The following is a 15,187-nucleotide window of genomic DNA, read 5'->3' as shown; positions in this document are numbered from 1 at the left end:
CCTACCCGCCCGCGCGCCCCCCCTCTCCCCGTGGGGGCGGGCCGCGGGGGGGGGGCCCCGGCCCCGCGGCCCGCCGGTTTGGGGTTGGGGGGGGGGGGGGGGGGGGGTGGGCCCCCCCCACCACCGAAAGGGGTGAACCGACGTAACTTTCCTGACCGAACGACGTTCTGTTGCGCTAAGACATCTCCCAAACACGGAGAGTCAGGTGACGGCCAGCTCCTTGCGCGCCGCGCGCCGCACCGCCGCGAGCGCCGGATCGAGCGCGGGCACGGCTGCCAGGAACTGCTCGGTGTACGGGCCCGCGGGGCCGAGTGCACCCGGCCCGCCCTCCCCTCTTCGACGATCCGGCCCCGCCGCATGACCCCGCCCCGGTCGCCGACCCGGCGGACGGCGAGCGAGGGCGGACGGCGAGCGAGGGCGAACACCGTCGAAGGCGGCGCGTTCGGAGACGACGGACTGCGCATCCGCCGCCCCCTCGCTCCATCTCAACTTCCGGGATGCACCCAGGCGTTGGGTCGACACTTGATGCCGTCGATGTCCAGGGACTTGGTCTGCTGCTGCATCACCGGAGCGAGCGCCCCCGGCGTGCGGCAACTCACATGGTTGTGTCCCAGTCGGTGGCCGACCTCATGGTTGATCAGCATCTGGCGGTAGGCGAAGAGTTCGTCCGGTCCGAACGTCGCCGAGCCCTGTGCCCAGCGGTAGGCGTTGATCATCACGCGTTCGGTCGCCGCGGAGTCGCAGGAGACGTTGTCCTCGGTCGTGTCCAGGCCCGACTTGCGGCACCAGTCCGCGGTGGTGCCGGGGCTGGCCAGGGTGATGACGAAATCGGGGTCGCCGGAGGAGATCCGCTCGAACGTCATCGCGCCGTCATGCGCCCAGCTGCGGTCGTCGTTGAGCGTCTCCTGGACGGCTCGGGCGAAGAGCTCCGGGTCGAGCCCGAGGTCCTGCTCGACGTCGATCCGGTAGCGGTACTTGTGCCCACGGCCCGGGGCCTTCGCCGTTCCGGGGACGGTGTCGAGCTTCCCCGAGCCCCGCAGCCGCGGGGCGAGCGGGTACGCCTTGGCCATCTTCTGTTCGTACGTCAGGGGCTTGGTCCGGGCCGTCGGCGGGGTCGGCCGGTCGTCCGAGCGGGAGGCGTCGCGGGTGTCGTCCCGGTCCACGCCCGCCGATCGCGCGGTGCTGTTCGCGCCCGCTTCGTCGTGGGCGACCTGCCCGGCCACGACCACCGCGAGGACAGTGGTCACGGCGGCGGCCGCGATACCGGTGAAGGTGCGCCCCTTGATCCCCTTGTTCTCCTTGCCGTCCCCGCCTTCCGCGGCGTCGCCGGGGCCCTCGGCGGCGCGGTCGGCCGACGCGCCCGGCCCATGGGGCGGGGGCGGGGGCAGGGCGGTCGGGGTGTCGAACGCCTTGACGAACTCGCGCCGCGGTCCCGGTATCAGCGGCCCGGTCCCCTCGGTCGGGGCGCCCGGCGGCACCGTCCGCGCCTGGCCCGACGTCTCCGTCCGGCCCACCGCGCGTGCCGGGTCCGCCGCTGCCGGACCCGCCGTCCGCTTCGAGCCCACCGGCCGGCCCGGCGCGGGCCGTTCGCCCTCGGCGGGGCGCCCCGGCGTCGACACGTCCCCCCAACCGCCGCCCGGCTCACGGTGCTCGGGGTGACCGCCGCGGACGTGCCCGGTCCGCGGGAACGAGACAGGTCCCTCCCCGCCGGCCGTCACGCCGGTCGGCCTGCGGCGCCGACCGTTGCCGGGCCGTACGTCCTCCCGGCCCTCGCCCGCCTCCGCGCGGGCCGACTCGATGTCGGGCCCGGCGCGTTCGGGCCCTTTTCGGCTGTGTCGTCCCACGCCGCGGATCAGCTCCCGCCGAGTTCGTCGAGCAGCGCCCGGAACGCGTGGGCCACCGCCTCCGGGTACTCCATCATCGCCACGTGCCCGGCGTCGGGCAGCGTCAGCAGCCGCGCGTCGCGGAAGGCCGCGGACGCCCTGCGTGCCATCCGGTACGAGACGAGCCGGTCCCGTCCGCCGTACACGAGCTGGGTCGGGGCGAGCACCCGCTCGGCCTGGCGCCACAGTCCGTGCTGCCCGCCCAGCGTGTACGCATCGACGATGCCACGCGCCGAGCGCGCCATCGCGTCCCAGAAGTACGGCTGCCCCAGCCGGTGTTCCATTTCGGCCACCGCGTCGCGGAAGCCGTCCTCGGACACGCGTGCGGGGTCGCCGTAGCAGAGCGCCATGACGCCCCGCGTGCGGTCCTCCGCACTCCATTCCCTGGTCATCCGGGCGAACAGCGTCGCGACGCCCGGCACCGCGAGCAGTCCCGTGGGGAGGGCCGTGCGCTGCACCCGGAGCTCGGGGAGCGCGGGCGAGACGAGGGTCAGCGTGCGCACCAGATCGGGTCTCACCGCGGCGACCCGGGTGGCCACGGCGCCGCCGAGCGAGTTGCCGAACAGGTGCACCGGCCCGCGCTGCGCCGCGTCGAGGAAACGGATCACGGCGCGGGCGTGCCCGGTGACCGAGTAGTTGCCGTCGTCCGGCGGCGGCGAGTCGCCGAACCCGGGCAGGTCGAGCGCCTCGCCCGCCACCACCTCCTGGAGCAGCGGCATCAGCGCCGACCAGTTCCGCGAGGAGCCGCCGAGCCCGTGCACGAAGAGCGCGGGTGGCAGTCCGGCCCGCTCCGTCGGCAGGGAACGGACGGCGAGCGTCAGCCCGGGCAGGGCGACGGAGCGCACTTCCTCCCCCTCCACTACCCCGACGGTGCTCACGTTGGGGGCCACCGCGGCGGCGCTCGGCCCCGGGAGCTCGGTCGAAGACATGCGGCAATGTTACGAGACGATCACACCCCGGTTCATGTGTTCGCCGTCACAGACCGTACGGCACCCGCCCGGGACGGCTCCCGGATCCCGAGGATCACCCGGGCGCCGGACACGGACACCCCGGCATCCGGCGCGACGCGCCCCGACCCGCACCCCGAGCCCGGAAAACGCCCGCATACTGGATGTATTCCGGCGTTCCGGCGGCATGGCGCGGCGGCCCGGCAGCCTTCGCGGGCCCGTCGACGACGACGGGACAGCCCCGTGACTCCGAACGAGGAAGGCAGCGGCCATGACGGTCGACCCCAGTGACCCCGAGACCTTCGAGGACGTCCAGCCCGACGAACCCGACCAGGAGACGCCCCGCGCGGACGCGGCCGAACAGCGGACCGACGTCCAGCAGCGCCGCGACGAACCGCTCACGGAGATCGACCGGGGGAACGCGAACGTGGCGGACGCGCTGGAACAGGCCCGTGTGGTGACACAGGATGAGGACGATTACCGCTAGTGCGCCCCACTTTGCCCGGCTGATCAGGGAATCCACGGCTACCGCAGCCGTCCGGTCCGTGAAATTCTGCGTCCGCGCCGCGCATGCCCGGGTTACCCGAAAGTACGATGGCTGTACGGCGCAACGTGCACGGAAATGCCGTGTCCGATCATGATTTTGGGAGGCGGCGTGACAGCCATCGAGCAGACCGAGGCGGCGCGTCCACGAGGCACACGGCTGCCTCGCCGCGCCCGACGCAACCAGCTGCTGGGCGCCGCGCAGGAAGTATTCGTGGCCCAGGGCTACCACTCCGCCGCGATGGACGACATCGCGGAGCGCGCCGGCGTCAGCAAGCCGGTGCTCTACCAGCACTTTCCGGGCAAGCTGGAGCTCTATCTGGCCCTGCTCGACCAGCACTGCGAGTCGCTGCTCCAGGCGGTCCGCACGGCGCTGGCGTCGACGACGGACAACAAGCAGCGCGTCGCCGCGACGATGGACGCGTACTTCGCTTACGTCGAGGACGAGGGCGGCGCCTTCCGGCTGGTCTTCGAGTCGGACCTGACCAACGAGCCCGCGGTCCGCGAGCGCGTGGACCGGGTCTCGCTCCAGTGCGCGGAGGCGATCTCCGACGTCATCGCGGGTGACACGGGCCTGTCCAAGGACGAGTCGATGCTGCTCGCGGTCGGTCTGGGCGGGGTCTCCCAGGTGGTGGCCCGCTACTGGCTCTCCAGCCAGTCGTCCATTCCGCGCGACAGGGCGGTGCAGCTGCTGACGTCGCTGGCCTGGCGCGGTATCGCGGGCTTCCCGCTGCACGGCACCGATCAGCACTGACCGCGCAGGGGAGCGCCCCGTCGCCACCGGCCCGGTGGCGTACCCGGTGCGGCGCGCGCGGCGGCGTCCGCGTCCGCGCGCGCCGCACCGGGCGCGCGTGTTCGCTGCGGGCATGGCCCATGAGCCCCTGAAGCGTCCCCTCACCGGGCTAATGTGTGCTGGTACGGCGCGGCTCACCGCGCAGGAACTGACCGTCGGAGGGACATAGCCGTGGAGGTCAAGATCGGGGTGCAGCACTCGCCCCGGGAGATCGTTCTGGAGAGCGGGCTTTCCGCCGAAGAGGTCGAGAGCGCGGTCTCCGAGGCTCTCGCCGGCAAGGCGCGGCTGCTCAGCCTCACGGACGAGAAGGGCCGGAAGGTCCTGGTGCCGGCCGACCGGATCGCGTATGTGGAGATCGGCGAGCCCAGCACGCGCCGTGTGGGCTTCGGCACGCTGTAGGCGACACGCCTGGCGCAGTGGCCGTGGAGGCGGCCCGGTGGGACATCCCGCCGGGCCGTTTCCCGTTCCGCTTCCGTTCCGCCGACCGGTGCCTCCCCGGCCCGTGAGAACCGCCCGGGCCGGGGAGGCACCGGTCGGGGGAGGGTTGTTCTCCGCGCCGCTCGGGTAGTACCGCAGGTGACCGCTCCACCAGCCCCGCAACCAGCGAGGTGATCACCTGTGATCCTGGAACCTCTCGGCGCCGTCGTGCTCGGACTCGCCCTCGCCTGGGTGGCGCTCCGCTCCCTGCCGGACCGGCTCCCGTCCCGCCGCGTCGTTTTCACCACCGGCGCCCTGGGGGCCCTGTTCGGTGTGTTCCTCATGCGCTCGGTGCTGGATCCGGGACATCTCGCGGTCGCGCTGATCGGCGCGGCGTCGGTCGGGGCCGTGACGCTCTCGCTGCTGGTCCGGCCGCGGAGCCGAAGCGGGCTGAGGCGGTCGGCGGCGGTCTGAGCGGGCCGCGCCCGTCCGTACGGCACGCACGGGTCCGTACGGCACGCACGGCGCGTGGAGGAACCCGTGCCCCTCCCTGCGACGTCCGCCCCGTCGCGCCGCCCGGCAGGCGTCGCGCACCCACCGGGGCTTACGGGACAGCCCTCAAGCGGCGAGCCCCAGCGCGGCCATCCGCTTCGTGTGCGCCTCGGTGATCCGGGAGAACATCCGCCCGACCTCCGCGAGGTCGAAACCGTCCGCCACTCCGCCCACGAGCATCGTCGACAGCGCGTCACGGTCGGCCACGACCCGCTGCGCCTGCGACAGCGCCTCCCCCATCAGCCGACGCGCCCACAGCGCGAGCCGGCCGCCGACACGCGGGTCGGCCTCGATCGCGGCACGCACCTTCTCGACCGCGAAGTCGGCCTGCCCCGTATCATCGAGGACGGCGAGAACGAGGGAACGGGTGTCCGAATCGAGTCGGGCGGCGACCTCGCGGTAGAAGTCGCTGGCGATCGAATCACCGACATATGCCTTGACCAGGCCCTCCAGCCAGTCCGACGGAGCGGTCTGCCGGTGGAATTCATCGAGGGCCTTGGCGAACGGCTCCATCGCGCTTGTGGGATCGGTCTCGATCGCGGTCAGCCGTTCCGTCAGGCGTTCGAAGTGGTGGAATTCCGCGGCGGCCATCTTCGCCAGCTCCGCCTTGTCGGCGAGCGTCGGCGCGAGTTTGGCGTCCTCGGCCAGCCGCTCGAAGGCCGCCAGCTCCCCGTACGCCAGCGCTCCCAGCAGGTCCACGACCGCCTCTCGGTACTGCGGCTCCGCGGACGCGGCGGCCCAGTCCTGGGCGGCGACTCCGGTGGCTTCGGGGGCTTCGTTGGCGTTGTCAGGCGTCTCCATGGAGCGCAGAATAGCCCGCCCGGCGGTGGACGGAAGGTCCTGGTCAGCCAGTGACATCCCACCGATCCGACGAATTCGCCCAACACACATGCGCGAATCCGGGGTACAGTGGTATTGCGCTACTGAGTATTTTGGATGCATCTGCGGCGCGAATTGAATGAGGATGCCCGGTCGGTGGCCCGATCGGCTCCGACCCGACAGCCCTCCGCGCGGGTCGTACGGCACGTACGACCGCAGATGAGGGACCCCCTCAGCGGCACGAGCGCTCGAGCGACGGCAGTGGTCCCGCGCCACCCGGCCCATCCGCGGCCGGATGACCACCCTCGGCACGGTACGACCCCCAGCGTTCGCCTCGGGCCGCGTCTCACAGAAGAGGCAGCACCCTGACTACGTTTCGAGAACTCGGGATTCTCCCCGAGACGGCCGAGGCACTTGAGTCCGTCGGCATCGTGTCCCCGTTCCCCATTCAGGAGATGACGCTCCCCGTCGCCCTCTCCGGCTCCGATGTCATCGGCCAGGCCAAGACCGGCACGGGGAAGACCCTCGGTTTCGGCCTGCCGCTGCTGGAGCGCGTCACCGTCCCCGTGGACGTCGAGGCGGGCCGCGCCGCGCCGCAGGAGCTGACCGACACGCCGCAGGCGCTGGTCGTCGTCCCCACCCGCGAGCTCTGCCAGCAGGTCACCAACGACCTGCTGACCGCCGGCAAGGTGCGCAACGTGCGCGTCCTCGCGATCTACGGCGGTCGCGCGTACGAGCCGCAGGTCGAGGCCCTGCAGAAGGGCGTCGACGTGATCGTCGGCACACCGGGCCGGCTGCTCGACCTGGCCGGGCAGCGCAAGCTCGACCTCTCGCACGTCCGCGCACTGGTGCTCGACGAGGCCGACGAGATGCTCGACCTGGGCTTCCTGCCCGATGTCGAGAAGATCATCACCATGCTTCCGCAGAAGCGTCAGACGATGCTTTTCTCGGCGACCATGCCCGGCGCCGTCATCGGCCTGGCACGGCGCTACATGTCGCAGCCCACGCACATCCGGGCCACCTCGCCGGACGACGAGGGCGCGACCGTCGCCAACATCTCGCAGCACGTCTACCGGGCCCACTCGCTGGACAAGCCGGAGATGGTCGCCCGCATCCTCCAGGCCGACGGCCGCGGGCTCGCGATGATCTTCTGCCGTACGAAGCGCACCGCCGCCGACATCGCCGAACAGCTCGACCGGCGCGGTTTCGCCGCCGGGGCGGTCCACGGCGACCTGGGCCAGGGGGCGCGCGAGCAGGCGCTGCGCGCGTTCCGCAACGGCAAGGTGGACGTGCTCGTCTGCACCGACGTGGCGGCCCGCGGTATCGATGTCGAGGGTGTGACCCACGTCATCAACTACCAGTCGCCGGAGGACGAGAAGACGTACCTGCACCGCATCGGCCGGACCGGTCGCGCCGGTGCCAAGGGCATCGCGATCACGCTGGTCGACTGGGACGACATCCCGCGCTGGCAGCTGATCAACAAGGCGCTCGACCTGAAGTTCAACGACCCGGTCGAGACGTACTCCACCTCGCCGCACCTCTACGAGGAGCTCGACATCCCGGCCGGCACCAAGGGCGTGCTGCCGCGTTCCGAGCGGACCCGTGCGGGGCTGCGCGCCGAGGAGATCGAAGACCTCGGCGAGACGGGCGGTCGCGGCCGCCGCTCCTCCACCGCGCGCGAGGAGCGTGCGCCGCGCACGCCGCGCCAGCGCCGTCGCACCCGGGGCGGCGCCGCCGCCTCCACGCAGGAGACCACGGCCACGGCGCCCACGGCGCCCACGGCCACGGTGCCTGCCCCGGCCGGTGAGGCCGAGGCGGCCGACGCCCCGGCGCAGCCGCGCACGCCGCGCCGCCGTCGCCGCACCCGCGCCGGTGCCCCCGCCGCGGCTGCCGAGGCGGCGGTGAACACGGCTCAGGCGGCCGAAGCTCCGGCTGCCCAGGCCCCGGTCGAGGCCGAGGCCGAGGCCGAGGCCGAGGCCGCGGCTAAGCCGCGCCGCCGCCGCACCCGTGCCGCCGTGGCGCGGCCGGTGGCGGAGGAAGTGGACTTCCAGACCGCCCCCGTCGCCGAGCCGGCGCCCGCGCAGACGGTGACCAGGCCGCGCCGCCGCATTCGCGTGGCCAAGCCGGTCGAGGACGAGGTCGACTTCCAGATCGCGCCGATCGCCGAGCCCGTCCCGGAGACCAGGCCCCGCCGCCGTACCCGCGCCTCCTCGAAGACCGAGGCCGTGGCCGGGACCGGGGCGCAGGCCCCGGCCACCGACGCCGAGGCGAAGCCGCGCAGGCGCCGGACGGCCCGTGCCGCTGCCGCCGGTACGGCCACCGAGGGCTGAGCCGACGACACCTCACGCGTCCGGTCCGGGACCTGGTCCCGGACCGGACGCGTTTCCGTGCCACGGGCCCCGTCACGGTCCCCCGTCACGGGGGACCTCCAGCGGGTAAGGGGTCGGGCGGCGGCCGTGCGCGGTCCGTGCGGGGCCGCTTCCGGCACCTGCCGCCGTTCACCCGTGGCCGTTCACCCGTGGGGCGGGACATGCCGGACACGTCCGGGACCGGCCGATGCCCCCACGGCTCACGCGCCGGCCGTCCTGCCCATTCGGTGTCCCAGGACATAACCTCGTCCCATGAGTCGGCCGCACACGTTCACCCCACCGCCCTGCGCCCGCGCCCACCGGCTGCGCACCACGCGCGGCGAGTTCGCCGTGCTGGACGTGGTGCCGCCGGGCGTGACGCACGGCACCGCCCTTCTGCTGCCCGGCTACATGGGCAGCAAGGAGGACTTCGTCACGCTCCTCGAACCGCTCGGTGCCGCCGGGTACCGGATCGTCGCCGTGGACGGCCGGGGGCAGTACGAGACCGGCGGCACGGACCGCGAGGAGATCTACGCGCAGTACGAGCTGGCCCGCGACGTGCTCGCGCAGGCGTCCGCCCTCCGGGCCGGGGAGGAGGGCGGGGACGGGGACGGGGGCGCGGTGCACCTGGTCGGGCATTCGCTCGGGGGCCAGATCGCCCGTGCCGCCGTCCTGCTCGATGCCTCGCCGTTCCGTTCGCTGACGCTGATGTCGTCCGGCCCCGCCCAGGTCACCGAGGCCCAGCAGGTCAAGGTGAAGCTGCTCGCCGACGCGCTGGCGACCATGACCATGGCCGACGTGTGGGAGGCGTTGCGCGCCTTCGATCCGCCCGACGAGATGGTGCCCAACGGCGAGGCGCTGCGCCGACGCTGGCTGTGCCACCGGCCCGCCCAGCTGATCGCCACCGGTCGCCAGCTGGCGACCGAGCCGGACCGGGTGGCCGAACTCGCCGCCACGGCCCTGCCCGTCCATGTGCTCTCCGGCGAACGCGACGACACCTGGCCGGTGCCGCTGCTGGACGAGATGGCCCGGCGGCTGGGCGCGCACCGCACCCGGATCGAGGGCGCCGAGCACTCGCCGAACACGGACCGCCCGGAGCGGACCGCGAGCGCGCTCGCCTCCTTCTGGGACGGCCTGCGGACGGCAGCGCACCCCTGAGCCCACGCTCCTGAACCTGCGCTCCTGAACCCGGCTCGCGACCTGCCTTGATCGTGCCGGGGCCGCCGAGGCGTACCCGGGCCCACCGAGGCGTGCCCGGCATCCGCCCGGGACACGCCGGGGGCTCGGCGAAGCGGTCCGCTCAGTACTGCGCCTGCACGTGCTGCCAGAAGCCGTCGCGCAGCGACCGCCGCAGATGGGCGTGGCCGCGCAACGAGTGCTGGAGCAACCGCTCGGCCTCGACGAGCAGGTCCTGGTCGACGGAGCCGGGCAGATACGGGTGGCCGGGCAACAGTTCGACGAGGGATTCGCGGCCCCGCGCGACCAGCCAGGCCGCGGCGATCTGCGCGCCGACGAAACGGACGTCCTCGCGGGAGGGTGCGGGGGTGTCGTCCTCGTACGTGGTGACGGGGCGTCTGGTGACGTACGGACGGCAGAAGTCCAGGTCGAAGGTGCGTTGGCTGTCGACCTCCCAGAGCAGCGGTTCGGCCTGGTTGCGCCCCTCCCCGGCCTCGATGCCCCACAGGTGCACCCGGGCCCCGTAGCCTTGTGCCGCCTCGACCGCGGAGACCAGGTCCTCGTCGCCGCCGACCAGTGCCGCGTCGCTGATGGCGCGATGCCGGGCGAGCGATTCGAGGTCGTTGCGGATCAGCGAGTCGACGCCTTTCTGCTGGTTGTTGGCGTTGAGGTTGCCGAGTCTGACTTTGACGTCGGGCAGTTCGGCGATGGACTGCTGCTCGGTGGTGTGGATGCGGCGCCTGGCCCCGTCGTACCAGTACACGCGCAGCAGCCGGCTGTCCGCGAAGATCGTGCGGGCCTTGTCGATGAACGCCTCGATCAGCCCTTCCGCATCGAGGTCGAAGGACCGGCGGTCCTCGGTGCCGGTGACGAGCAGGCCGGCCGCGGCGTACACATAGCCGGCGTCGACGAAGATCGCATGGGTCGAGGGGGTCCTCGACACTTCGACGAGCACCCGCTGGAGCAGCTGGTTCGTCCGGTCCAGGCGGTCGCGGATCTCGCGGATCCCTGCCTCGCTCATGCGGACCTCGTCATGCGCTTCGTCGCGTCCCTCGGCGTGCGGTCGATGGCATGCCCCGCCGAGGGCCCGGTGGTGTGCCCCGGTGCGCGCGTCATCACCGTCGCGTGCCCGAGGGCCTGCTGATGCTTAGACATCCAAAAATTTTCCTTAGCGTAGGGAATGTTTGTAGTGGGCAAGTCGTTTCCCATGTCATGGAGCGCAGGACATGGGCGTCGGGCGCTCCCATCCTTGTGGACGGGTCACCCGTCCTTCCAGCAGTTCTCCAGCAGGAGGATCAGACGAAGGGAAGCCATATGCGCTTCGAGATCATGCGCCTCGACGATGTCGACGGTACCGCCGTGGACAGCACCGTCGTGGACGCCGCCTCCGTCAACCGGATCGTGCAGCAGGCCGCGGCGACGGGCCAGCGCATCTACATCCGCCCGGCCGACTCCTCGGCCGTGTAACGCACGACGACGCAGACAGACGTAGCGCCCCCGTACGGACGGATCCGTGTGGGGGCGCCGTGGTGTCCGCACGCCGTCAGGCGCCCTGGACGACCTGGGTGACACCGTTGATGATCTGCTGCACCGCGATGGCGGAGAGCATCATCCCGGCGAGCCGGGTCACCAGGACGACACCGCCGTCCTTGATGATCCGGATGATCACCAGCGAGTAGCGCATGGTCAGCCAGAGCACGACGTGCATGGCGATGATCGCCGACCAGACCGAGATCTGGCCTCCCACGCCGTCGGCGTGCTGCACCGCCAGGATCACCGACACGATGGCGCCGGGCCCGGCGAGCAGCGGCATGCCCAGCGGTACGAGGGCGACGTTGACGTCCTTGGTCTGCGTCGGCTCGTCGGTCTTGCCGGTCAGCAGGTCGAGCGCGATGAGCAGCAGGAGCAGCCCGCCCGCGATCATCAGGGCGGGCACGGAGACATGCAGATAGTCGAGGATCTGCTGGCCGAGCACACCGAAGACCGCGATGACGCCGAAGGCGACCGTCACCGCCTGGAGCGCCATCTTGCGCTGGGTCCTGGCGGGGCGGCCCGCGGTGAGGGCGAGGAAGATCGGGGTGATACCCGGCGGATCCATAATCACAAAAAGGGTGAGAAAAAGGGATCCGAAGACAGCGATGTCGAACACGGTGAGCCTTGCACGAAGAGGGAGGGGGACCGGCCCGGGAATCGCACGCCGGGGGCCGTGAGGCGGCCCCCGGCGGCCGGGAGGGCGCGGAAGCGGTACGGGGGACGGGACGGGGTGGACGGGCGAGTCGGGCAGAACGGGCGGGCTCCGGGGCGTGCCGCACGGCGCCGCACTCGGCCCCCGGGTCCGGCCGGGCTGCGCGGGCCGTCAGACGGGCCGGGGGCCGCCGGCGCCCGGCACCGGGAAGGCTCCCGTGGCACGCCGGGTGATCTCGCCGTAGATCTCGGGGTCGGTGGTGTACGCGCCGAGCGCAATGGGCTTGCGGTCGCCGTGGTAGTCGCTGGATCCGGTCGTCAGCAGTCCCAGCTCCCGGGCGAGCCCGCGCAGTCCGGCCCTGGCCGGCTCGTCGTGGTCCATGTGGTCGACCTCGATGCCGTCGAGCCCGGCGGCGGCGAATCGCGCGATCGACGACTCGGGTACCACCTGCCCGCGCTTGACGGCGGCCGGATGGGCGAAGACGGTGACGCCCCCCGCGGCCTTGACCAGGCGGATCGCCTCGAAGGGGTCGAGTTCGTGTTTCTCGGCGTACGCGCGTCCGCCGTTGGCGAGCCACTCGGGCGTGAACGCGTCGGAGACGGTCTCGACGACGCCGAGTTCGACGAGCGCGGCAGCGATGTGCGGCCGGCCGACCGAACCGTCCCCGGCGATCCTCGCGACCCGCTCCCACTCGATCGGCACGCCGAGGGCCTGGAGCTTGCCCACCATGGTCCGGGCACGCGGCACGCGGTCGTCGCGCACCAGCTCGCGCTCGCGGGCCAACTCGGGCTCCTCGGGGTCGAAGAGGTACGCCAGCAGATGCATGCTCACCCCGTCGATCCGGCAGGAGAGCTCGGCGCCGGTGACGAGGGTGAGCCCCGCGGGCAGCGCGGCGACCGCCTCGGTGTGGCCACGCACGGTGTCGTGGTCGGTGAGCGCGACGACGTCGAGGCCCGCGGCGGCGGCGCGCTGCACCAGTTCGGCGGGGCTGTCCGTACCGTCCGATGCGGTGGAGTGGGTGTGCAGGTCGATGCGCACGACGCGTACTCCAGTGCTCGGGGCGGACGGAGGGTGCTCAAGATCCTGGCCGGACCGGCGAGGGAGATCTGGTGCGCGCGGGCGGCGAAGCGGCCTCACAGCGGGTCGTCACGCCCTGCCGGTGAGGCCGCAGGTGTGAAGCGAAGCCGTTGAGGCCGACCAGGATCTTCAGCACCCTCATGGGGACATTCACAGGATAACCGGCATTCAACCAGTGCCCGGCCACGCCCGGAGACCGGCTGCCGGCAGGCACACGACGACGACCCCGGCGGCGGTCCGCCGCGTCGCCGGAACGTCCGCGCACGCCAGCACTCCCCCACCGTGTCGCGCACACCGTCGGACGGGGTGCGCCGTCCCGCCGCGGGCGGCGGGACCGCCCCTCAGTCGAGCAGGCGGGGGGTGAGCGCCCCGCACGGCACGAGGTCCATCTCTCCCCCGGCCTCGCGCAGGTCCGCGAGCACCAGCTCGTCGTACATCAGCAGCCCCGACTGTTCGGGCCAGACGATCGCCCAGAGCCACAGCCCGCGCGCCTCGCCGGCGAAGACCGCCCGGTCCTCGGGGGCCCCCTTGACGTGCCAGAGCGGGGTGGGACGTCCGGCGGCGAGCATCTTGACGTCCGGAGGGCCGTCGACATCCAGATACGGACCCGGGTCCGGGCCGTCGACACCGGCGTAACGCGCTCCGAGGCCCACGCCCAGCTCCTCCGTGACGAGCAGCAGCTCGCCCATGCCGCCGACCGGGCCGGGGCCGGAGCAGGCGACAGCGATCGCACGGCCGCCGCTGCGTTCGTCGCCCGCGCTCGCGACACCGGTGTACAGCCAGCCCACCGGCAGCGGCCAGGGCATCCACACCGGCACCCTGGCCCGGCGCACGACCACACCCAGCGCCTCGACGCTGGGCGGCACGACCGGCTGAAGCGGCTGTACGGCACCGTGCACGGAGCACTGCCAGGTGTCGGCGAAGAGACCGGGCGCCCTGACCCGGCCTCCGCACTTCGGGCAACTGGGTTCGCCCCTCATAGCGACCAACGGTCCTCCAGGAGCGGCGCCGCGTCAAGGACGATCACCCGACCGCTGCGTGGCCCCACCAGGAAAAATAGATGTAGTTTGCATTTATTAGATTCCCTAACTTAACCTGTGCGGCGCACAACAACCGGTGGACGAGTGGAGAGCGAGCAGCCCCATGCAGGGAGAGGAACCGTTCGATCAAGGAGCAGGAAGCGTCCTGCGCCAGCCGAAGGCCGTCTGGGCCACCGCGGGAGCATCGGTCGTGGCGTTCATGGGCATCGGCCTGGTGGACCCGATCCTGCCGTCCATCGCCAAGGGACTGGAGGCGACGCCGAGCCAGGTCTCGCTCCTGTTCACCTCGTACTTCCTGATCACCGCGGTGGCGATGCTGGTCACCGGTTTCGTGTCCAGCCGGATCGGCGGGCGCAGGACGCTGCTGGCCGGTCTGGCGCTCGTCGTGGTCTTCGCGGCCCTCTCGGGCACCTCGTCGTCCGTGGGCGAACTCGTCGGCTTCCGGGCCGGCTGGGGTCTGGGCAACGCCCTCTTCGTGTCGACCTCGCTCGCCGTGATCGTCGGCGCGGCGGCCGGCGGGAGCGCGGCGGCGATCCTGCTGTACGAATCGGCGCTCGGCCTCGGCATGGCGTGCGGGCCCCTGCTCGGCGCACTGCTCGGCGACGCCAGCTGGCGCTACCCGTTCTTCGGCACGGCCGCGCTGATGGCGATCGGCTTCATCTGCATCACGGCATTCCTCGAGGAACAGCCCAGGCCGGCCCGGAAGACCTCGCTGCTCGACCCCGTCCGGGCGCTCGGCCACGGCGGCCTGGCCTCCGTCGCGGCCTCGGCGTTCTTCTACAACTACGCGTTCTTCACGATCCTGGCGTTCACCCCGTTCGTGCTGAACATGACGCCGTACCGGTCGGGTGCGGTCTTCTTCGCCTGGGGCCTGCTGCTCGCGGTCTTCTCGGTGCTGGTGGCCCCACGGCTCCAGAGGCGTTTCGGGTCATTGAGGGTGCTCGGCGCCTCACTGCTGCTGCTCGCCATCGACCTGCTGGTGCTGGGGTACGGCGACCACACCGCCGCCGTCGTCGGCACGATCGCCTCCGGTGCCTTCATCGGCATGAACAACACCGTCTACACGGAGCTGGCCCTCGGCGTCTCGGACGCCCCTCGCCCGGTGGCGAGCGCCGGTTACAACTTCGTCCGCTGGTTCGCGGCGGCGGCCGCCCCGTACCTCGCCCCGAAGATCGAGGAGTGGAGCGACGTCCACATGCCGTTCGTGGTTGCCGCGGCCACGGCCGTGATCGGCGCGGCCGTCGTCCTGGCCCGGCGTACGGCGCTGACGCACGAGGCGCGGGAGCTGGAACCCCGGCACGCCGCCGAGGACGGAGTCGCGGCCTTCGCCGACTGAGCCCCGCCGCGCCCGCGTCCCACAGCGGCGAGCGTGCGTGCCGGGTGGCACGACGGGGCAGACGTCGCCGC

The 15,187-nt window shown here is 72.3% G+C and carries 16 protein-coding genes and 1 pseudogene; 8 read left to right on the top strand and 9 right to left on the bottom strand.

Translation table 11 applies throughout. The features are described from left to right. Window positions 1-201 precede the first annotated feature (201 nt). From ACIHCL_RS21940 to ACIHCL_RS21930, 3 genes and pseudogenes are all read right to left on the bottom strand, one after another. Window positions 202-389 (bottom strand): annotated as a pseudogene (locus tag ACIHCL_RS21940) (ABC transporter ATP-binding protein); the annotation flags it as partial. Between the two features lie 96 nt (window positions 390-485). Further along, complete coding sequence (locus ACIHCL_RS21935) at window positions 486-1,844, bottom strand: DUF3152 domain-containing protein (protein WP_399864107.1); 1,359 nt, start codon at window positions 1,842-1,844, stop codon at window positions 486-488. 8 nt (window positions 1,845-1,852) lie between these two features. After that, complete coding sequence (locus ACIHCL_RS21930; RefSeq protein WP_399864106.1) at window positions 1,853-2,812, bottom strand: alpha/beta fold hydrolase; 960 nt, start codon at window positions 2,810-2,812, stop codon at window positions 1,853-1,855. 289 nt (window positions 2,813-3,101) lie between these two features. Between ACIHCL_RS21930 and ACIHCL_RS21925 the strand changes: the two genes are divergently transcribed. The 4 genes from ACIHCL_RS21925 (at window position 3,102) to ACIHCL_RS21910 (ending at window position 5,057) form a co-directional block, all read left to right on the top strand. Further along, the gene (locus ACIHCL_RS21925) at window positions 3,102-3,317 is read left to right on the top strand and encodes a hypothetical protein (RefSeq protein WP_399864105.1); all 216 of its coding nucleotides are present in this window, start codon (window positions 3,102-3,104) and stop codon (window positions 3,315-3,317) included. Window positions 3,318-3,485: 168 nt separating this feature from the next. Next, entirely contained in the window at window positions 3,486-4,127 is a 642-nt protein-coding gene (locus tag ACIHCL_RS21920; RefSeq protein WP_399864103.1) for a TetR/AcrR family transcriptional regulator, read from the top strand. A 210-nt stretch (window positions 4,128-4,337) separates the two neighbouring features. Next, a complete protein-coding gene (locus ACIHCL_RS21915) occupies window positions 4,338-4,565 on the top strand; it encodes a DUF3107 domain-containing protein (RefSeq protein WP_399864102.1) in 228 nt (75 codons plus the stop codon). A 219-nt stretch (window positions 4,566-4,784) separates the two neighbouring features. Continuing rightward, complete coding sequence (locus ACIHCL_RS21910) at window positions 4,785-5,057, top strand: hypothetical protein (protein WP_399864101.1); 273 nt, start codon at window positions 4,785-4,787, stop codon at window positions 5,055-5,057. Window positions 5,058-5,201: 144 nt separating this feature from the next. Here the strand turns inward: ACIHCL_RS21910 and ACIHCL_RS21905 are convergent, their stop codons facing one another. Continuing rightward, window positions 5,202-5,936 carry a ferritin-like fold-containing protein gene (locus tag ACIHCL_RS21905; RefSeq protein WP_399864100.1) on the bottom strand — a complete coding sequence of 245 codons (735 nt, stop codon included), beginning with the start codon at window positions 5,934-5,936 and terminating at the stop codon, window positions 5,202-5,204. A gap of 473 nt (window positions 5,937-6,409) precedes the next feature. On the opposite strand from ACIHCL_RS21905, the gene ACIHCL_RS21900 reads away from it, so the two are divergent. Both ACIHCL_RS21900 and ACIHCL_RS21895 read left to right on the top strand, forming a co-directional pair. Beyond that, a complete protein-coding gene (locus ACIHCL_RS21900; RefSeq protein WP_399864098.1) occupies window positions 6,410-8,284 on the top strand; it encodes a DEAD/DEAH box helicase in 1,875 nt (624 codons plus the stop codon). 291 nt (window positions 8,285-8,575) lie between these two features. Next, a complete protein-coding gene (locus tag ACIHCL_RS21895) occupies window positions 8,576-9,460 on the top strand; it encodes an alpha/beta fold hydrolase (protein ID WP_399864097.1) in 885 nt (294 codons plus the stop codon). Between the two features lie 142 nt (window positions 9,461-9,602). Here the strand turns inward: ACIHCL_RS21895 and ACIHCL_RS21890 are convergent, their stop codons facing one another. Continuing rightward, window positions 9,603-10,499 carry an NYN domain-containing protein gene (locus ACIHCL_RS21890; RefSeq protein ID WP_399864096.1) on the bottom strand — a complete coding sequence of 299 codons (897 nt, stop codon included), beginning with the start codon at window positions 10,497-10,499 and terminating at the stop codon, window positions 9,603-9,605. Further along, window positions 10,496-10,633 carry a hypothetical protein gene (locus ACIHCL_RS21885; protein ID WP_399864095.1) on the bottom strand — a complete coding sequence of 46 codons (138 nt, stop codon included), beginning with the start codon at window positions 10,631-10,633 and terminating at the stop codon, window positions 10,496-10,498. The genes ACIHCL_RS21890 and ACIHCL_RS21885 overlap by 4 nt, the downstream gene beginning before the upstream one ends. Window positions 10,634-10,792: 159 nt before the next feature. On the opposite strand from ACIHCL_RS21885, the gene ACIHCL_RS21880 reads away from it, so the two are divergent. Next, window positions 10,793-10,945 carry a hypothetical protein gene (locus tag ACIHCL_RS21880; protein WP_399864093.1) on the top strand — a complete coding sequence of 51 codons (153 nt, stop codon included), beginning with the start codon at window positions 10,793-10,795 and terminating at the stop codon, window positions 10,943-10,945. A 76-nt stretch (window positions 10,946-11,021) separates the two neighbouring features. Here ACIHCL_RS21880 and ACIHCL_RS21875 read toward each other — a convergent pair whose 3' ends face one another. The 3 genes from ACIHCL_RS21875 to ACIHCL_RS21865 form a co-directional block, all read right to left on the bottom strand. Next, a complete protein-coding gene (locus tag ACIHCL_RS21875; RefSeq protein ID WP_399864092.1) occupies window positions 11,022-11,627 on the bottom strand; it encodes a MarC family protein in 606 nt (201 codons plus the stop codon). Window positions 11,628-11,834: 207 nt separating this feature from the next. Continuing rightward, window positions 11,835-12,701 (bottom strand): PHP domain-containing protein, encoded by an 867-nt coding sequence (locus ACIHCL_RS21870; protein WP_399864091.1) that lies wholly within the window; start codon window positions 12,699-12,701, stop codon window positions 11,835-11,837. 380 nt (window positions 12,702-13,081) lie between these two features. After that, window positions 13,082-13,720 carry a DUF6758 family protein gene (locus tag ACIHCL_RS21865; protein ID WP_399864090.1) on the bottom strand — a complete coding sequence of 213 codons (639 nt, stop codon included), beginning with the start codon at window positions 13,718-13,720 and terminating at the stop codon, window positions 13,082-13,084. Between the two features lie 163 nt (window positions 13,721-13,883). On the opposite strand from ACIHCL_RS21865, the gene ACIHCL_RS21860 reads away from it, so the two are divergent. Further along, window positions 13,884-15,116, top strand: coding sequence for an MFS transporter (locus tag ACIHCL_RS21860; RefSeq protein ID WP_399864089.1), 1,233 nt, complete (start codon window positions 13,884-13,886; stop codon window positions 15,114-15,116). Window positions 15,117-15,187: the final 71 nt, after the last annotated feature.

Origin of the sequence: Streptomyces sp. NPDC052042 (assembly GCF_044548345.1) — a bacterium.
Classification (GTDB): Bacteria; Actinomycetota; Actinomycetes; order Streptomycetales; family Streptomycetaceae; genus Streptomyces.
This window is presented reverse-complemented; position numbering and strand designations above follow the sequence as displayed.

Excerpts from the sequence above, each read along its gene's own strand:
- ACIHCL_RS21930 (WP_399864106.1), bottom strand. The coding sequence starts at position 2,812 with ATGTCTTCGACCGAGCTCCCGGGGCCGAGCGCCGCCGCGGTGGCCCCC.
- ACIHCL_RS21925 (WP_399864105.1), top strand. The coding sequence starts at position 3,102 with ATGACGGTCGACCCCAGTGACCCCGAGACCTTCGAGGACGTCCAGCCC.
- ACIHCL_RS21905 (WP_399864100.1), bottom strand. The coding sequence starts at position 5,936 with ATGGAGACGCCTGACAACGCCAACGAAGCCCCCGAAGCCACCGGAGTC.
- ACIHCL_RS21900 (WP_399864098.1), top strand. The coding sequence starts at position 6,410 with ATGACGCTCCCCGTCGCCCTCTCCGGCTCCGATGTCATCGGCCAGGCC.
- ACIHCL_RS21895 (WP_399864097.1), top strand. The coding sequence starts at position 8,576 with ATGAGTCGGCCGCACACGTTCACCCCACCGCCCTGCGCCCGCGCCCAC.
- ACIHCL_RS21890 (WP_399864096.1), bottom strand. The coding sequence starts at position 10,499 with ATGAGCGAGGCAGGGATCCGCGAGATCCGCGACCGCCTGGACCGGACG.
- ACIHCL_RS21885 (WP_399864095.1), bottom strand. The coding sequence starts at position 10,633 with ATGTCTAAGCATCAGCAGGCCCTCGGGCACGCGACGGTGATGACGCGC.
- ACIHCL_RS21880 (WP_399864093.1), top strand. The coding sequence starts at position 10,793 with ATGCGCTTCGAGATCATGCGCCTCGACGATGTCGACGGTACCGCCGTG.
- ACIHCL_RS21865 (WP_399864090.1), bottom strand. The coding sequence starts at position 13,720 with ATGAGGGGCGAACCCAGTTGCCCGAAGTGCGGAGGCCGGGTCAGGGCG.
- ACIHCL_RS21860 (WP_399864089.1), top strand. The coding sequence starts at position 13,884 with ATGCAGGGAGAGGAACCGTTCGATCAAGGAGCAGGAAGCGTCCTGCGC.